The organism is Blautia sp. St.27G3 (assembly GCF_059728505.1).
Genome location: NZ_BAAGFO010000002.1, coordinates 355,536 through 371,823, shown reverse-complemented (window position 1 = coordinate 371,823; position 16,288 = coordinate 355,536). Strand labels below are relative to the sequence as shown.

At 43.9% G+C, this 16,288-nt stretch carries 16 protein-coding genes and 1 tRNA gene; 10 read left to right on the top strand and 7 right to left on the bottom strand.

Translation table 11 applies throughout. The features are described from left to right. Nucleotides 1-7 precede the first annotated feature (7 nt). Genes AC6I2O_RS11380 through AC6I2O_RS11365 form a run of 4 tightly spaced genes read right to left on the bottom strand, consistent with a single transcriptional unit; the run spans nucleotide 8 to nucleotide 3,256 of the window. The gene (locus AC6I2O_RS11380) at nucleotides 8-817 is read right to left on the bottom strand and encodes an ABC transporter permease (RefSeq protein ID WP_120392203.1); all 810 of its coding nucleotides are present in this window, start codon (nucleotides 815-817) and stop codon (nucleotides 8-10) included. Then, nucleotides 814-1,638, bottom strand: coding sequence for an ABC transporter permease (locus AC6I2O_RS11375; protein WP_497742688.1), 825 nt, complete (start codon nucleotides 1,636-1,638; stop codon nucleotides 814-816). The genes AC6I2O_RS11380 and AC6I2O_RS11375 overlap by 4 nt, the downstream gene beginning before the upstream one ends. Further along, a complete protein-coding gene (gene potA / locus AC6I2O_RS11370) occupies nucleotides 1,631-2,704 on the bottom strand; it encodes a spermidine/putrescine ABC transporter ATP-binding protein (protein ID WP_120392201.1) in 1,074 nt (357 codons plus the stop codon). Before potA ends, AC6I2O_RS11375 begins: the two co-directional genes overlap by 8 nt. Before the next feature lie 12 nt (nucleotides 2,705-2,716). Further along, on the bottom strand, nucleotides 2,717-3,256 hold the full coding sequence (locus AC6I2O_RS11365; protein ID WP_120392200.1) for a helix-turn-helix domain-containing protein: 540 nt from the start codon (nucleotides 3,254-3,256) through the stop codon (nucleotides 2,717-2,719). 237 nt (nucleotides 3,257-3,493) lie between these two features. On the opposite strand from AC6I2O_RS11365, the gene AC6I2O_RS11360 reads away from it, so the two are divergent. Continuing rightward, a complete protein-coding gene (locus AC6I2O_RS11360) occupies nucleotides 3,494-4,552 on the top strand; it encodes a lactonase family protein (protein WP_497742687.1) in 1,059 nt (352 codons plus the stop codon). 92 nt (nucleotides 4,553-4,644) lie between these two features. Here the strand turns inward: AC6I2O_RS11360 and AC6I2O_RS11355 are convergent, their stop codons facing one another. Together AC6I2O_RS11355 and AC6I2O_RS11350 are read right to left on the bottom strand one after the other, a co-directional pair. After that, nucleotides 4,645-5,205: a chromate transporter gene (locus tag AC6I2O_RS11355; protein ID WP_497742686.1), complete on the bottom strand. Its 561-nt coding sequence runs from the start codon at nucleotides 5,203-5,205 to the stop codon at nucleotides 4,645-4,647. Beyond that, on the bottom strand, nucleotides 5,202-5,771 hold the full coding sequence (locus tag AC6I2O_RS11350) for a chromate transporter (RefSeq protein WP_497742685.1): 570 nt from the start codon (nucleotides 5,769-5,771) through the stop codon (nucleotides 5,202-5,204). The genes AC6I2O_RS11355 and AC6I2O_RS11350 overlap by 4 nt, the downstream gene beginning before the upstream one ends. Before the next feature lie 102 nt (nucleotides 5,772-5,873). Here AC6I2O_RS11350 and AC6I2O_RS11345 point away from each other — a divergent pair, with 102 nt between their 5' ends. Continuing rightward, complete coding sequence (locus AC6I2O_RS11345) at nucleotides 5,874-6,485, top strand: LysR family transcriptional regulator (protein WP_497742684.1); 612 nt, start codon at nucleotides 5,874-5,876, stop codon at nucleotides 6,483-6,485. Between the two features lie 42 nt (nucleotides 6,486-6,527). Here AC6I2O_RS11345 and aroC read toward each other — a convergent pair whose 3' ends face one another. Further along, nucleotides 6,528-7,664, bottom strand: coding sequence for a chorismate synthase (aroC, locus tag AC6I2O_RS11340; protein ID WP_497742683.1), 1,137 nt, complete (start codon nucleotides 7,662-7,664; stop codon nucleotides 6,528-6,530). Between the two features lie 281 nt (nucleotides 7,665-7,945). On the opposite strand from aroC, the gene AC6I2O_RS11335 reads away from it, so the two are divergent. The 8 genes from AC6I2O_RS11335 (at nucleotide 7,946) to AC6I2O_RS11300 (ending at nucleotide 16,240) form a co-directional block, all read left to right on the top strand. Next, a complete protein-coding gene (locus AC6I2O_RS11335) occupies nucleotides 7,946-8,131 on the top strand; it encodes a LysM peptidoglycan-binding domain-containing protein (protein WP_120392195.1) in 186 nt (61 codons plus the stop codon). 155 nt (nucleotides 8,132-8,286) lie between these two features. Next, nucleotides 8,287-9,105, top strand: a complete 819-nt coding sequence (locus tag AC6I2O_RS11330) for a DUF1751 domain-containing protein (protein ID WP_120392194.1) — start codon at nucleotides 8,287-8,289, stop codon at nucleotides 9,103-9,105. A 72-nt stretch (nucleotides 9,106-9,177) separates the two neighbouring features. Further along, a complete protein-coding gene (locus tag AC6I2O_RS11325) occupies nucleotides 9,178-11,157 on the top strand; it encodes a sulfatase-like hydrolase/transferase (RefSeq protein WP_497742682.1) in 1,980 nt (659 codons plus the stop codon). A gap of 255 nt (nucleotides 11,158-11,412) precedes the next feature. Then, nucleotides 11,413-12,681, top strand: coding sequence for a diaminopimelate decarboxylase (locus AC6I2O_RS11320; RefSeq protein ID WP_120392192.1), 1,269 nt, complete (start codon nucleotides 11,413-11,415; stop codon nucleotides 12,679-12,681). Nucleotides 12,682-12,869: 188 nt separating this feature from the next. Further along, nucleotides 12,870-12,951 (top strand) — tRNA-Leu (locus AC6I2O_RS11315). A gap of 210 nt (nucleotides 12,952-13,161) precedes the next feature. Beyond that, nucleotides 13,162-14,004 carry a MurR/RpiR family transcriptional regulator gene (locus AC6I2O_RS11310; RefSeq protein WP_147412283.1) on the top strand — a complete coding sequence of 281 codons (843 nt, stop codon included), beginning with the start codon at nucleotides 13,162-13,164 and terminating at the stop codon, nucleotides 14,002-14,004. Nucleotides 14,005-14,234: 230 nt separating this feature from the next. Further along, nucleotides 14,235-15,161, top strand: a complete 927-nt coding sequence (locus tag AC6I2O_RS11305; protein ID WP_120392190.1) for a hydroxyacid dehydrogenase — start codon at nucleotides 14,235-14,237, stop codon at nucleotides 15,159-15,161. An 89-nt stretch (nucleotides 15,162-15,250) separates the two neighbouring features. Further along, nucleotides 15,251-16,240: a TRAP transporter substrate-binding protein gene (locus tag AC6I2O_RS11300; protein WP_497742681.1), complete on the top strand. Its 990-nt coding sequence runs from the start codon at nucleotides 15,251-15,253 to the stop codon at nucleotides 16,238-16,240. Nucleotides 16,241-16,288: the final 48 nt, after the last annotated feature.

Below are 16,288 nucleotides of genomic sequence, written 5' to 3'. Positions count from 1 at the left end.
TGCAAAATTACACTTTTGCAGTATTTTTCTGCTTCGGTTTATAGTTTACGATAAGCAGCAGAAGCAGCACTGTAATGAAAACAAGCGTAGAAAGCGCATACATTTCCGGCTTGATGCCTTTGCGGACTTCCGAGTAGATTTTGGTTGAGAGCGTATCCACACCGGGGCCTTTTACAAAGTGCGTGATAATGAAGTCATCGAGCGATAACGTAAATGCCAGAAGGAAGCCGGAGAGTACGCCTGGCATGATGTCCGGAAGAATGACTTTGAAAAAAGCATAGATAGGTGAAGCACCGATATCAAGCGCAGCTTCGTAGGTCGACATATTGACCTGCTTGAGTTTTGGCATGACGCTCAAAATGACATAAGGCAGATTGAACGTAATATGTCCGATCAGGATGGTCATAAAACCGAACCGAATGCTTCCGCCGAATAGAGACAAAAAATTACCGACAGCGATAAAAAGCATCATCAGCGAGATACCTGTCACAATTTCAGCGTTCAGCATTGGGATGTTCGTCATACTCATCCAGAAAGTACGCGTTTTGCTTTTCATGGAATTGAGTGCCACAGACGCCATGGTACCGATTACGGTTGCGATCAGTGCGGAAAGCAGGGCAATCAGCAACGTATTATAAAGCGCCTGCAAAATCGCTTTGTTCTCAAAAAGAGAGGAATACCATTTTAAGGAAAAGCCTCCCCATTTTGCCCTCGTTTTTGATGCATTGAACGAGTAAACGATAAGGGTGAGGATCGGCGCATACAGCAGGACAAAAATAAAAAAGAGATAAAATTTTTTGAAAAAATTCCGGATCAAAATGCAACCCCCTCTCCATCTTTATCGTATTTATGCATAATTGCCATACTGATCAGAATAAATACCATCAGTACAAGGGACAGACCGCTTCCGACGTTCCAGTTGTTTCCCTGTTTGAATTTCTGTTCAATGACATTTCCGATGAGAAGAATTTTTGCTCCGCCGAGAAGATCACTGATGACGAAGGTTGTCATGGCCGGAACAAATACCATCGTAATGCCGCTGATGACGCCGGGGAGACTCAAGGGAAACGTGATGCGCCAGAAGGTCTTGAATTCGTTTGCACCGAGGTCACGTGCGGCGTTGATGACATTTTTGTCTATTTTGATCAGGCTGTTGTAAATAGGCAACAGCATAAACGGCAGGAAATTGTAGACCATGCCGAGAATAATGGCGTACGGCGTATTGATGATATTTAAAGTGGGCAGATGCAGCGCTTTCAGGATCATGTTGATGACACCTGTTTTTTCAAGCAGAGTCTGCCATGCAAGCGTGCGGAGCAGGAAATTCATCCACATCGGCACAATAAAAATCATAACAATGAGTCCATTCGCGTTGAACTTGAGGTTGCACAGGATCATGGCAAGCGGATAAGCCATAATCAGGCAGATCACCGTGCTTACAAGGGAGAGTAGCAAAGCAAGGACAAGCGCTTTGATGTTTTCCGGCGTTCCCATCTCTGCAATATTGGACAGAGTAAAGCTTCCTTCCGTGGATGTAAGCCCATAATAGACGATAATTGCGAGCGGAATCATGATGAAAGCTACAGTCCAAAGAAGAAATGGGCCGGAGAGCAGCCATTTTGTTTTTCTTTTACTCATCAATGGTGACCGCCTCCTCATCCTCTGATTCCGGTTTGTTCATAATCTGAATGTCAAAGGGATCGACATGAAGACCGACCTGTGTGCCAACCGGGAAAAGGTCTGTACTGTGAACAAGCCATTCATAACCGTTTGCCATGACTTCCATCTCATAATGCACGCCTTTGAAAATCAGATGTGTGACGACGCCCTGAATGGTGCCTTCCTCCGGCTTCAGAAGATCAATGTCCTCCGGACGAATCACAACGTCTACCGGCTTGTTGCGGCCGAAGCCCTCGTCTACGCACGGGAATTTTGCACCAAGGATTTCAACGAGGCGATCTTCCAGCATCGTGCCATTAATGATGTTGCTGTCGCCGATAAAATCTGCGACGAAAGCGTTCTGCGGCTCGTTGTAGATGTCCTCCGGCGTTCCGATCTGCTGGATGTAGCCCTGATTCATGACGACGATCGTGTCTGACATGGTCAGCGCTTCTTCCTGATCGTGTGTGACATAAATGAACGTAATCCCGAGTTCGTTTTTGAGGCGGATCAGTTCGTATTGCATATCCTGCCGCAGCTTCAGATCAAGTGCGCCGAGCGGTTCGTCGAGAAGAAGAACCTTTGGTTCATTTACGATCGCGCGGGCAATGGCAATACGCTGCTGCTGGCCGCCGCTTAAGGAATCCGGCATACGGTTTTCATATCCCTGAAGATTGACAAGTTTCAGCGCGTATTTAATCTTATCATCAATGTAGGCTTTACTTTTTTTCTTTATTTTAAGGCCAAAAGCAATATTTTCCGCAATCGTCATATGTGTGAAGAGTGCGTATTTCTGGAAAACGGTATTGAGCTGCCGTTTGTTTGGAGGAAGCTGTGTAATATTTTCTCCGTTAAAAATGACACTGCCTTTATCCGGATTTTCAAATCCGCCCAGAATACGGAGCGTCGTTGTTTTTCCGCAGCCGCTGGGACCGAGGAGGGTGAGAAATTCATTTTCGCGAATATAGAGATTCAGGTCATCCAGAACCAGTTCTCCGTCAAAGGATTTGGTGATACCAACCAGGTCAATTAATTTGTTGCTCATTCGTACCTCCTGTTAAAAACTCGGCGGCGTGCTGATCCAGAGCAGTTCAGCGCCGGTTTTTCCGTTTGCTTTAATATAATGCTGAGTATTTGGTATGAAATAAAAGGCCTCGCCCTTTTTAGCCCGGTAACTGCGGTTGCCAAGATGAATCGTAATACTGCCGTGAAGAACGTAGCCGAATTCTTCTCCTTCGTGCGGAACGTCCGGGTAGGTGGAGCCGCCTGGTTCCAGAGTCAGGCGAATCGGTTCCATCATGTTTTTCTGGGCATTTGGAATAATCCATTCGATTTTATTTTTCAGTTCTGTATCAATCTTTTCGAAATAATCCTGGTCGTGGAATACAATCTGTTCATCGGCCGGTGTGCTGAAGAATTCCTGTAAATCAGTGCCGAGACATTGCAGGATATCCACCAGCGTGGCGATGGACGGTGAGGTGAGATCACGTTCGAGCTGTGAAATAAAGCCTTTTGACAGCTCCGCGCGGTCGGCCAGCTCCTCCTGCGTCAGATTTTTGGCAATACGGAGTTCTTTTAATTTTGATCCGATTTTCATAGCGTTCTCCATTCTTATGTAAACACAGTAAAAATAAACAAAAAGTTTACTGTCACTAAACGCGCATTAATGATGATTATACTCTTACTTTTCATCATGTCAATATGTTTTTCAAAAGTTTTTTCTCTAATTTACTTAACAAAAAAAAGCTTCTGTGTTATGATTGGAAAAAAGCCCGGCGCGATCGAAAAGTACTGGATAAAAACAGGCCGGCGATACTTTTGCAGGAGGTTTTGAATGATGGAAAGACAGGAAAAATACGTAGCCTACGTTGGCACATATACGCATGGGAGCAGTATCGGAATTCATGTTTACGATATTGACCTGGAAGAAGGGCATATGACAGAGCGTGAGGTGGTTCCGGTCAACAACGCTTCCCATATGGTGAAATCCTGCGACAGCAAATATCTGTACTCAATTGCAGATGAGGGCGTGGAAGTACTGAAAATTCTGGAAGATGGCGGACTTGAACCAATTAACAAGATTGGGATAGACGGGATGCGCGGCTGCTATCTTTCTACGGATAAAAGTGGAAAGTTCCTGTATGTGGGCGGTTATCATGACGGGAAGGTGACGGTAGTTCATACGCATCATGACGGACGGCTTGGCTCTGTGATGGACGGGATTTTTCACAAAGGGCTCGGCAGTGTGGCGGACCGGAATTTCCGGCCCCATGTAAGCTGTGTGATTCCTACTCCGGATGACAAATATCTGTGCGCTGTGGATAATGGGATTGACCAGGTGAAGCTTTATAAAGTAAACGAAAAAACAGGAAAGCTGAAGCTCTATGATATCATTCGCTGCAAGCTGGATTCCGGCCCGAGGCTTCTGACATTCGGGAAGGATGGGAGATTTGCCTATATCAATGCAGAGCTGACGAATGAGGTCTGTGTTTACCGGTATGACGGGGACGGGAAAGCGCCTGAGTTTGAGAAAATTCAGGAGATCTCCGTAGTCCGGGACCCGGCATCGAAGGGGAGCGCCTGTTGCGGTATGAAGATTTCACCGAGCGGAAGATATCTGTATACGTCGACAGCCGGGGAAAATACAGTGGCGGTTTTCGAAATTGACCAGGAGACTGGTATGCTGACAAGACTCTGCTGTCTGCCGATCAGTGGGGATTATCCGAAGGACATTGATGTGCTGCCGGGTGAAAAAACGCTGGTGGTGCTGAATCATGAGACGAACGAAATACGGTTTTTTACGATTGACTATGACAAAGGCCTACTTGTAATGAAAGGACGGCCGATCCAGGTCGATACGCCGAACTGTATTCTGATATCGAGATACGAGTAAGGAGTTTTGATAAAGGCGATATGCGTCAGGAAAGAACGCGCATCGCCTTTTTGCTTTTTGCAAAAGAGCAGTATGGAAGATTTTTATAAATATTATAAGTAAAAGAAAAGCCCGGCAAAACCACTGATCAGCATAATCAGAATCGGATTGATTTTCCATTTACGCAGGATAAACAGCATGGTTAAGAATAAAAACAGCGCAGTCCAATTCATTGCTGAAAAAGATAATTCAGGTTTGTTGCTGCCGTATAACGCTAACAGTATCATCGTGAATGCGGCTGAAAGAATCAAACCCAGGGAAGCAGACTTCAGTCCGTTTAATACTTCCAGCACATAAGCCGATTTTTGATGAGTCTGAAAAAAGCGATATAAAATCAGGGAAAGAATCATACCGCAAAGGATGCATCCGGCTGTTGCAGCCAGCGCGCCTGATACACCTCCAATTTGGAGCCCGACAAAGGTTGAGGTATTTACGGCCAGTGGTCCCGGTGTCATTTGCGAAATCGTTATAATGTCCGTAAACATTTTTTCGCTGATCCAGCCGGTTTTTTCTACGACCTGTTCTTGAATTAAGGGGATAATTGCATAACCGCCGCCAATGCTTAATCCCCCAATTTTTAAAAATACAAGGAATAAGTTCAATACAGTATTCATTTTTCTTTCCTCTTTTTATAAAATATTTGCAGGATGCACAAAATGCAGCAGACCAGAAGGATGAGAGCCACATTGATTCCAAATACGGAATTGGCGATAAATGACAATGGGATCATGGCAGATAAAAACAAAGATTTCTGTTTGAAAATCAAAGCGCACATGTCAATGATTAAATCAACCATTATAGCGGCAACCCCTGCTTCCATTCCTTTTAAAACTGCTGTAATCATCGGATTGGAAACAAATATCTTATAAAATACGGAAACAAACGAGAGAATCACAAGCGGAGGAATGACGGCAGAAATGCAGCTGATCAAAGCCCCCGGAATACCGGCTACTTTATAACCGGCCAGAGCAGAGAGATTGATAGCAATCGCTCCGGGTGTTGATTGTGCTATGGCAGACATATTGATCAGTTCTTCTTCTGTGAAATATTGTTTTTTGACAACAAAAAAACGGCGCACCATTGGAACAACGATATAGCCGCCGCCAAAAGTAAAAGCACTGATAAAGAGATTAATAGCCAAAAGCCATGAATATGTTTTGATCTGTGGTTTCAAAATCATTTCCCTCCTGTCTGGCTTATTGTATCTCTTGTTCTGAAATCTGTAAAATGTTATAATTTTATAGAATCCATCTATTTTACTCATGTCTGAAAGGAAAGAAAAATGGTAATACGATATCTGGAAATTTTAGAAGCAATTGCAGAGACCGGGACCTTTACAGGGGCTGCAAAAAAACTGTATATTACGCAATCCGCAGTTTCTCATGCAATTGCTGAACTTGAAAAACAGACAGGAACCCCTCTATTTGAGCGGTTCCCCAAAGGTGTTACCCTGACGCATTGCGGAGTTTCTCTTTTGGAAGAGGCCCGCAATATTTTGACGGCCTGTTCACCGGATTTTCCGGTATCCGGGCAAAGCGTTACGCTGGAACAATTATGTGCTTATCCGCTGTTGCTCCGTGAGCAGGGGAGTGCAATCCGTGACACGCTGGATCATATGCTTGCACTTTCCAACCTGAAAGCAGAACCTGTATGGGAAAGCGTTAATTCATTTGCGCTTATCAAAGCAGCAGAAGCAGGACTGGGCATCACTGTTTTGCCGGAAAAATTATTGTCAGATTCTTTGCTTTTAAAGAAACTGCGTATCATTCACTTAGACAACATGAAAATGGAAAATCAAATGCTTGCATTATTCCAAAAGGACAAGTACATTACAAAACCTTTCCAAATTCTGATCGACCATCTGAAAAGCAAAAATGAGCCGTGTTCTTTCTGATGTTGAACGTTCTTATTTCAGATACTATTTTTTCAAATATTATTATTCAGATATTACAGTTTGGCTGTTACACGGAGATGGACGGTATATTTTTTTGATGTTTTCGATTCTGGAAGCCATATTGAGCAGCAGGTGGTCGGCGAGCACGAGAGCGGTCATAGCTTCTACCACGACGACGGCGCGGGAAACAATAATCGGGTCGTGCCTGCCGTGAATGCATTCTCTGTGGATAGTTCCGTCGCGGCCGAGCATGGACTGCGGCTGTGCGATCGAAGGCGTGGGTTTGAAGGAGGCGCGCAGCAACAAAGGAGAGCCGTCGCTGATTCCACCGAGGATTCCGCCGCTGTGATTTGAGGCTTTTACGGGGCGGTTCTGTTCATTCAAGGTATAAGCGTCGTTGTTTTCAGAGCCATGGAGAGCGGAGACGGTGGTTCCGTCACCGATTTCTACGGCTTTGACCGCACCGATGGACATAAGCGCCTGAGCGAGAACGGCGTCGAGTTTCTCAAACACCGGGGTACCGAGTCCGGCAGGGACGTTCTGCGCAATGCATTCGATTGTCCCTCCGCTGGAATCCTGGGATTGGATGCAAGCATCGAGATAGGCAAGCGCTTTTTCAGTAGCTTCTGAATCCGGCATGCGTACTTTACTTTTCTCAATGTAGGAAAAATCAACATGAGAGCGGTTAATCGTAACAGGGCCGATTGCGCTGACATATGCGGTAACTGTAATTCCAAGTTCTGCAAGAAGCTTCATAGCGACAGCACCCGCAGCTACGCGCCCGATTGTTTCCCGGCCGGAAGAACGGCCCCCTCCTCGATAGTCACGAAATCCATACTTCTGATCAAACGTATAATCGGCGTGTCCCGGACGGTACAGCTCCGAAATAGAACCGTAGTCGCGGGAACGCTGATCCTGATTTCTGACCAGAAGAGAAATCGGCGTACCCGTCGTTTTTCCTTCAAAAATTCCGGACAGAATTTCCACGCTGTCAGATTCCGCGCGCGCCGTCGTATATTTGTTCTGTCCCGGCCGTCTCCGGTCCAGATACATCTGAATATCCGCTTCATCCAGTGCAAGGCCTGCCGGACAGCCATCTATCACGACGCCAATCCCCTTTCCATGGGATTCCCCCCAGGTACTTATCTTAAAAATCGTTCCGAATATTGAACCAGCCATATTTTTCCCTCTCATTTCTGTTATTTTTATATTCTGTAATCTGAAATTAGTCAATTCCCGATGTGTGCAATCCACACTTTAATTGTAGCCAGCCACCAGATGTGCAGCACAAAATAAGGGGTGACTTGTTTGCGTCGGAACCCCGTTTTTGTGCTGCACATCCGGTGGCGTCCGATAAATCTGTTTCCCAGTATAGTACAGCAAAGGACTTGGATGCAAGCAATTTTCTTCCGGATGCATACGATATATGTATAGGATAGAATAAAAACGGGAGTGATCTTATGGCATACTTTTGCAAATGCATCGGTTTTACTCATACAATAGAAAAAGGGGATACACTTTATCTGCTTGGGAAAAAATATAATGTACGTGTTTCTGCACTGATCTTTGCGAATCCGTACGTGGATGTGTATAATCTTCAGATCGGTGATCAGATTTGCATTCCGAAGCTGCGTCCGCTTTCATAAGGTTTCTTAAAAAAATCTAAAGAACCGGAATTACGGGATTCGTGTAATTGACAAAAGAAGCACGTAAAATTATAATAAGCAAAGCAAGATAGGGCAGTCAGGCCAGAAGCAGTGGCAGGGCTGGAAGAAACCCTGGAAAAGAAAGAGGATGAATTATGAATTTTCTGGATAAAATGGAACGCAAATACGGAAAATATGCAATCAAAAATCTGCCGGCAGTCATGGTTGCCCTGTACGCGGCCGGATATCTGATTTATGCGCTGATGCCGGAAATGATGCGGTATCTTACACTGAACCCGTACCAGATTTTGCATGGGCAGGTATGGCGCGTAATTTCCTGGATTCTGGTGCCGCCAAGCCAGCTGGATCTGTTTACGATTATTATGCTGTATTTCTATTTTTCGATTGGCCGGTCGTTGGAGTACACGTGGGGAGCTTTCCGGTTCAATGTATATATTATTTCCGGTATCCTCTTTACGGTGCTGGGCGCATTTATTCTGTATTTTATGGGAGGGGCCGGCTATTTCAGCACGTACTATATCAACATGTCGATCTTGCTTGCTTTTGCGGCCACTTATCCGAATGCAGAGGTTATGCTTTATTTTCTGATTCCGATTAAGATGAAGTGGATGGGGCTGGTGTACGGATTTTTCGTAGCGCTTTCCTTCTTTCAGGGAGGATGGGCGGATCGTATTTCCATCCTTATGTCGTTGTTGAACTTTTTTGTTTTCTTTTTGCTGTCGCGCAATGTCAGAAGATTTTCGCCAAAGGAGATTCACCGGAGAAATGAGTTCAAGCGTGAGGTCAAAAAGGTCATGCCAAAGGGCGGCAACACGCGGCATAAGTGTGCAGTTTGCGGACGGACAGAGCTTGACGGGGAAAACCTGGAGTTCCGTTTTTGTTCCAAGTGTGATGGAAATTATGAGTATTGCCAGGATCATCTTTTTACCCATCAGCATATCAAGTTAAAATAAGACAGAAAAGATCAGGAAAAACAGATAAAAATCAGACAAAAATAAACTATATAAAAAATTAAGGTACAGAAAATGAAAGAGTTTATACAGAAAATAAATAAAAGAAAGACTGCGGTGGCAATTTTTGTGACCGCAGTTCTGTTTGTTGTCACAGCGCTTGCAGTATTTGGAGAAGGGATGGATGTGCCGTTTTTGGGGACAGCGGTGCTTCTGTCCGTGTTGGCCGGCATTTTTGTTCTGCTGCCGATCTCATACGGATGGATTCTAAGTGGTATTGCTTATCTTGTGCTTCCCTTTGCAGCATTTACGGCGCTTGAGAATTATACGCATGTCCTGAGTGATCTGGATGTGCCGATTATTGTTTTAAATATGTTATTTTTCTACCTGCTGTATGGTCTCGGAGCGTTCTTGACCGGTCGGGTGAGTGTTGGATTTTCGGTTGCAACGCTGGTACCGATGATCTTTGGCCTTGTCAATTATTTTGTAGTCAGCTTCCGGTCCTCACCGATTGTTCCGTGGGATCTGCTGTCAATTGGGACAGCGCTGTCCGTGGCGGACAATTATACGTTTACAATTACCTGGAAGACGGCGTTTGTATTGATTGCTTTTGTATGGATTATATTGATTGCATCGAAGTCCTCAGTACGGTTCCGGAAAAAGAAAGTGCGTTTTCCGGCAGCGGCCATTTATGCGCTGCTGTTGTGTATGTATGTTTCAGGTATACAAAAAAGCAGCATGCAGAGTTATTTCGGCATGGATACCACTCTTTTTACGCTAAACGTATTATACCGGAACAACGGAATTGCTGCTGCATTTCTGGGGAATCTGAGGTTCCTGAAAATTGAAGAGCCGGATGGATATTCCAAATCAAAGGTGGAGGAGCTGATGGCGTCTGTGGAAACTGCGAACTCGAACGATTCGAAAGAGAAAAACAGTACCCTAAAAACAAGTCAGCAGCCGAATATTGTTGTGATTATGGATGAGGCTTTTTCTGATCTCTCTGTCTGGGGAGATTTTGAGACAAGCGAGGAGGTAATGCCATATTTTAAAATGATGCAGCAGGAAGCGGTCGGAGGAGAAGTATATGTTTCCGTAAAAGGCGGAAATACAGCCAACACGGAGTTTGAGTTTCTGACCGGAGATACGATGGGATTCCTTCCTGTGGGTAGCGTTCCGTATCAGCAGTACATTCATGAACAGACACCGTCGCTTGCCTGGTATCTGAAATCTCTGGGCTATGATACGACGGCGATTCATCCTTATAATGCTTCCGGCTGGGACCGGGATGAGGTGTACCAATATTTCGGCTTTGATGAATTTCTGAGTCTGAAGGATTTTGTGAATCCACATAAGATGCGTGGCTATGTCAGTGACCGGGCGGCATTCGATAAAATCCAGGAATTGTTTGAACAAAAAGAACCCGGAAAACCGGCGTTTATCTTTGAGGTAACAATGCAGAATCACGGGGGCTACAGCAAGGAATCACCGGATTTTGAGTCGTATATAAAACTGACGGAGATCGCAAATAAGACGACCAGTATCCTGGCAACTGAAAAGTACCTGACGCTGATGAATGAAACAGATCGGGCGTTGCAGGACTTGCTGTTATATTTTGAGGAGCTGGACGAGCCGGTGATTGTGATGATGTTCGGCGATCACCAGCCTTCGGATTACATTACGAATGTCATTCAGCGAATCTGCATGGTAGAGAGTGAGGAGACGCTGGATTATGTGCAGCAGGGCTATCGTGTGCCGTTTTTGGTATGGAGTAATTACGGACTGGAGCACCAGTATTACGATGGGCTGAGCGTCAATTATCTAAGCGGAATTTTACTGGAGAATGCAGGATTGCCGCTGACTGGGTATCAGAAGTTTTTGCAGAATCTACGGGAAGTGCTGCCTATTATAAATGGAAATGTCTACCAAAGCAAAGGCGTGTTCCACAGCTATGGGGATGCGGCGCAAGCAGAGCTGTTGAACGATTATAAAATTTTGCAGTATAATCATCTGGTGGACAAGAAAAACCGGTCTGGTTCTTTCTTCGGTCTATAAGGCATTGCAAAAAGACAGGTTAAAAAATACAATACCAATATTCGCATGACGGGCAATGGTAAAATATTGTCCGTCATTTTATAATGTTCTTAAAAGAACAATTTTTAAACAGACATATATTTAGGTATTGACAAGCTCTTCAGGAACAGGGTATAGTAATAAAGCTAAGTATACGAAGATGTATACCCCCAAAAGCATGGAGTATGCCCATTTGTGGGCGCTGCAGTTTGGGGGTATTTTTGTGAGGAGAATGTCATAATGAAAAAAACGTTTGTAACAAAAGAAAAGCTGGAGGAGATCACACAGCAGTTTCCGACTCCGTTCCATCTGTATGATGAAAAAGGAATCCGTGAGAATGTGCAGGAATTGTACGATGCTTTTTCCTGGAACAAAGGATACAAAGAGTTTTTTGCAGTGAAGGCTACGCCGAATCCATTTTTGATCAAAATTCTGCATGAGTACGGGTGCGGAACGGACTGTTCTTCTATGACAGAGCTGATGCTTTCTGAGGCGATCTGCATTAAAGGTCACGATATCATGTTTTCTTCGAACGATACGCCGGTGGAGGAGTTTAAGAAGGCTGCGGATCTGGGCGCTATCATCAATCTGGATGATATCACGCATATTGAGAAAGTGGAGGAGGCAGTCGGTTTTCTTCCGAAAACAATGTCCTGCCGTTACAATCCGGGCGGACTGTTCAAGATCAGCAATGACATCATGGACAATCCTGGGGATTCCAAGTATGGTATGACACCGGAGCAGATCGAAGAGGCATTCCGGATTATGAAGTCCAAAGGGGTAGAGGAGTTTGGCATCCATGCGTTTCTAGCCAGCAATACAGTGACAAACGACTATTATCCGATGCTTGCAAAGGTGCTTTTTGAGCTGGCGGTCAGCCTTCAGGAAAAAACAGGCGTGAAAATTAAGTTCATCAATCTGTCCGGTGGGATTGGAATTCCATATCGCCCGGATCAAGAGAAGAACGATATTCGAAAGATCGGTCAGGGTGTAAAAAAAGTATATGAAGAGGTTCTGCTTCCGGCCGGCATGGGCGATGTTGCGATTTATACAGAGCTTGGACGTTATATGCTCGGCCCGTACGGCTGCCTCGTTACACGTGCAATTAATGAAAAGCATACGCATAAAGAATATATTGGAGTTGATGCGTGCGCAGTTAACCTGATGCGTCCTGCAATGTATGGCGCTTATCATCATATTACGGTTATGGGCAAGGAAAATGAACCGTGCGACCATCTGTATGATGTGACAGGCTCCCTGTGCGAAAATAATGACAAATTTGCGATTGACCGCCAGCTCCCGAAAATTGAAATGGGCGACCTGATGGTGATTCATGATACCGGAGCACATGGTTTTTCGATGGGCTATAATTATAATGGCAAGCTTCGCTCTGCTGAGGTGTTGTTAAAAGAGGACGGAAGCGCGCAGCTGATACGCCGCGCAGAGACGCCGAAAGACTATTTTGCAACCTTTGATTTTTGCGATATTCTGAATAGAGTTCTGTAATATAAGAGTTATACATTAGAGAACTGCTGATTCATGCGTTTCTTTAGAAATCGCTCTGCTTGTCAGCAGATTTAAGGCGTGGCTGAATGAAGTTCTTTGTAAGGCAGCAAAATGAGACTGTGAAAATTTTCCTTGCATTTCTAGAAGAAGTGTGCTAATATAAAAAACGCGTTAATCAGCCGCGCTTTGCCGCTGTGGCGGAATTGGCAGACGCACTTGACTCAAAATCAAGCGGGTAACACCGTGCCGGTTCGAGTCCGGCCAGCGGCATTATGAAAAAGACCTCTTTTGTCTACTGTGACAAGAGAGGTTTTTTCTTTTGGCTTTAGACAGAGAGAAAGAGCGGCGGAATAATATTTTCTGCACCCTTTGTTCCACAGAATGTAGCAAGTACTACAAAAGTAGTAGACAGGCGTAAATCATTATGTTACTATGATAGTGTTAAAAAAATGTCAAACATAGGATAGGGGGAGATTTTAGGTGAATGATCAATTAATGGAGAGAGTAAAAAAAGCTTCTCTGACTAAGACTCAGACCAGAATTGCTGATTATGTTATACGAAATCCGCAGAAAATAGGAGTACTGTCTTCGGCTGAAGCGGCAAATGAGATTGGGGTTAGTGATGCTTCTGTGATTCGTTTTGCCCGGGCAATTGGTTTTGAAGGATATTCTGATTTAAAGAATTTTATTTATCATTCGCTGGTTTCGGATGGATATCAGTCCCTTTCCCTGTCAGAACGTATGAAGCAGAGTACAGAAGAATACGCCGGCCAGGATATTTCCTATCGCTTTCTGGAGTTAATGCAGACCAATATCCAGAATACGTTTGAACAGAATAAGCAGGAAACATTCCGGATAGTGGCAGATGCAATCGTAAACGCAAGAGAATGTTATGTGGCAGGATTTCGCGGCTGCAGAGGACCGGCATATGCTTTTGGCCGGTTGCTGAATTTTATGAGAAAGAGTGTTCATACCATTGTGGATACGGAATGCATGTCTTTGAGTCAGGTGCAGGATATCGAACCCGGGGACGTATTTGTGATGATGGTTTATGCCAGATATTATAAAATGGACGAGATCTATTTGAGACTTGCAAAAGAAAAAGGAGCAAAGATCATTCTGATTATTGATAATGTGGCTGCTTCTTTCTGTGATGATGCAGATTATATTTTGCTGACGGAAACAAAACATATGAGTTTCTTTAATTCCATGGTAGGTACAAATTTTATAGTAGAATATTTACTAACTCTGATCAGCCATCTGTTAGATTTTAATGAGCGAAGCGATGAGAGAGATTACCTGACCAGAATCCAGCGCATGTGATTTGGATAGAGAATGAAATAATAGAACAATTTATGGGTTTTATATAAAAAAGTTGTGAATTGAAATGTTCACAACTTTTTGTTTATTATTAACAAAAAAACTGTAGTAATTACGTCAATTATGCAAATTGATAGATGGAGTTATTTATGATAGACTCTAAAAGTGAAGTGAACACAACATTAGATATTAATATGAAGTAATGGCAACAAAAGGAAGGAGGGATTGGGAAAATGACAGTTTATCTGAGTGAGTATATTCACCCGGATGCAAGAAAATTGCTGGAAGAAAGAGCAGAGGTTGTATCAACTTTTGATGAAGGAGAAAAAGTTGATGCAATTATACTTCGGGTACTGCCTGTGGATGCTAAGGTGATGGATCAGTGTCCAAATCTGAAAGTAATTGGAAAACATGGTGTTGGCTGTAACACGATCGATCTGGACGAGGCAAAAAAGCGTTGTATTCCAGTGATCAATACACCCAGAGCAAATACAAATGCTGTTGCGGAGCTAATCGTAGGTCTGACTTTGAATGCCGGAAGAAATATTACCCTGGCGCATAACATGAGTCAAAAAGGTGATTTTAAAACAATTGCGCCCAGGGAAATGACCGGAGTAGAGCTTTCCGGAAAGGTACTCGGTCTTGTGGGGACAGGAAATATTGCCAGACGGGCAGCCGAGATTTTAAGCAAAGGTTTTGGTATGAGAGTAATTGGCTATGATCCGTATGTAACGAAAGAGGCGATGGAACAGATGGGCTATGAAAAATATGATGAAGTAAATGAACTGATCCGCAACGCAGATATTATCAATGTAAGTGTACCTTTTACACCGGAAACGGTAAATTTGATTTCCGGTGACAGCTTTAACTGTTTCAAAAAAGATGCGTTGTTGATTAACGCAGCAAGAGGCGGAATTGTGAATGAGGCCGGATTATATCAGGCGCTGAAAGAAGGAAAGATACGTGCAGCGGCCTGTGACGCATTTGTAGAAGAACCGCCTACAGGAGCAAACACAAATCTGTATGAACTTGATAACTTTATCGGTACTCCGCACATCGGAGCAGGGACAGAGGAATCTCTTTACCGCATGGGAATGGAAGTGGTACAAGAAGTTACGAGTATTCTGGATGGTGCAGAACCGGTACACAGAGTTGTTTAATGAAGTTACCCAAAGTATAAAAAATTAAGGTATCCAAACAAAATGAAGAAAAACAAAAAATATGATTCGTAAAAGAAAGGAAAAAAACTATGATGAAAAAATATGTAGTATCCGTACTTGCAGCTACTATGATGTGTGCAATGTCTGCAAATGCAGCATCTGTTACAATTCAGCTTGGTCATGCAGAAGCAGCTTCTGAGGACAGCGTTCATCACAAAATGTCTACTCTGTTTGCACAGTATGTAGATGAGATGTCTAATGGTGATATCGCAATTGAAATCGTTCCAAGCGGCGCGCTTGGCGGCGAGCGTGATATGATTGAAGGCATTCAGATTGGAACCGTTGAGATGGCTTCTACTGCAAACATGGTATTATCAAACTTCGATACAACTTTCTCTATTCTGGATCTTCCGTATGTTTATACTGATTATGAGACCGCTTACAAAGTACTTGATTCTGAAGAAATGCAGGGATTGATCAATAAATTCGCAGAGGAATCCGGTGTTCGTATCCTTGCATATGGCCAGGGCGGTTTTCGTGATGTAATCAGCCGAAAATCCTGTGTAGATCTTGCAAGCTTTAAAGGTATTAAAATCCGTGTTCCGGAAAGTGATATCTATCTGAGCACATTTGCAGCATTAGGTGCAAATCCGACTCCGCTGGCATTCACAGAAGTATTTACAGCACTTCAGCAGGGAACGATCGATGGTTTTGAAATCGTTCCACTGGTAGTTCTTGCAAATGGATATTATGAGGTATGTTCAAATGTTTCTATGACTCGTCATCTGTACAGTCCGAACCCGTTCATGATCTCCGAAACTGTGTTCCGGAGCCTGACAGAAGAGCAGCAGACAATTCTTCAGGAGGCAGCAGACAAAGCGGCAGCCGAACAGCGTGCATGGGTAGAAGAAAAAGAAGCAGATTGTCTTGCACGGCTGGCAGACAAAGGAATGACAATTGATGAAGAGGTTGATGTAAATGCCATGTCTGATGCATGCGCAGAGGCCGGTATTTACGAGAAATACAGAGACATCATCGGTGCTGATTTCTATGACAGCGTAATGGCTCTGATCCGATAATTTAGACAAAAAGTTCTGATGAAAGTTTTATTATAACCAGATAATTAA

Coding starts and splice junctions, on each gene's coding strand:
- AC6I2O_RS11375 (WP_497742688.1), bottom strand. CDS start 1,638: ATGAGTAAAAGAAAAACAAAATGGCTGCTCTCCGGCCCATTTCTTCTT.
- aroC (WP_497742683.1), bottom strand. CDS start 7,664: ATGGCTGGTTCAATATTCGGAACGATTTTTAAGATAAGTACCTGGGGG.
- AC6I2O_RS11300 (WP_497742681.1), top strand. CDS start 15,251: ATGATGAAAAAATATGTAGTATCCGTACTTGCAGCTACTATGATGTGT.
- AC6I2O_RS11330 (WP_120392194.1), top strand. CDS start 8,287: ATGAATTTTCTGGATAAAATGGAACGCAAATACGGAAAATATGCAATC.
- AC6I2O_RS11355 (WP_497742686.1), bottom strand. CDS start 5,205: ATGAATACTGTATTGAACTTATTCCTTGTATTTTTAAAAATTGGGGGA.
- potA (WP_120392201.1), bottom strand. CDS start 2,704: ATGAGCAACAAATTAATTGACCTGGTTGGTATCACCAAATCCTTTGAC.
- AC6I2O_RS11365 (WP_120392200.1), bottom strand. CDS start 3,256: ATGAAAATCGGATCAAAATTAAAAGAACTCCGTATTGCCAAAAATCTG.
- AC6I2O_RS11335 (WP_120392195.1), top strand. CDS start 7,946: ATGGCATACTTTTGCAAATGCATCGGTTTTACTCATACAATAGAAAAA.
- AC6I2O_RS11360 (WP_497742687.1), top strand. CDS start 3,494: ATGATGGAAAGACAGGAAAAATACGTAGCCTACGTTGGCACATATACG.
- AC6I2O_RS11325 (WP_497742682.1), top strand. CDS start 9,178: ATGAAAGAGTTTATACAGAAAATAAATAAAAGAAAGACTGCGGTGGCA.
- AC6I2O_RS11350 (WP_497742685.1), bottom strand. CDS start 5,771: ATGATTTTGAAACCACAGATCAAAACATATTCATGGCTTTTGGCTATT.
- AC6I2O_RS11305 (WP_120392190.1), top strand. CDS start 14,235: ATGACAGTTTATCTGAGTGAGTATATTCACCCGGATGCAAGAAAATTG.
- AC6I2O_RS11345 (WP_497742684.1), top strand. CDS start 5,874: ATGGTAATACGATATCTGGAAATTTTAGAAGCAATTGCAGAGACCGGG.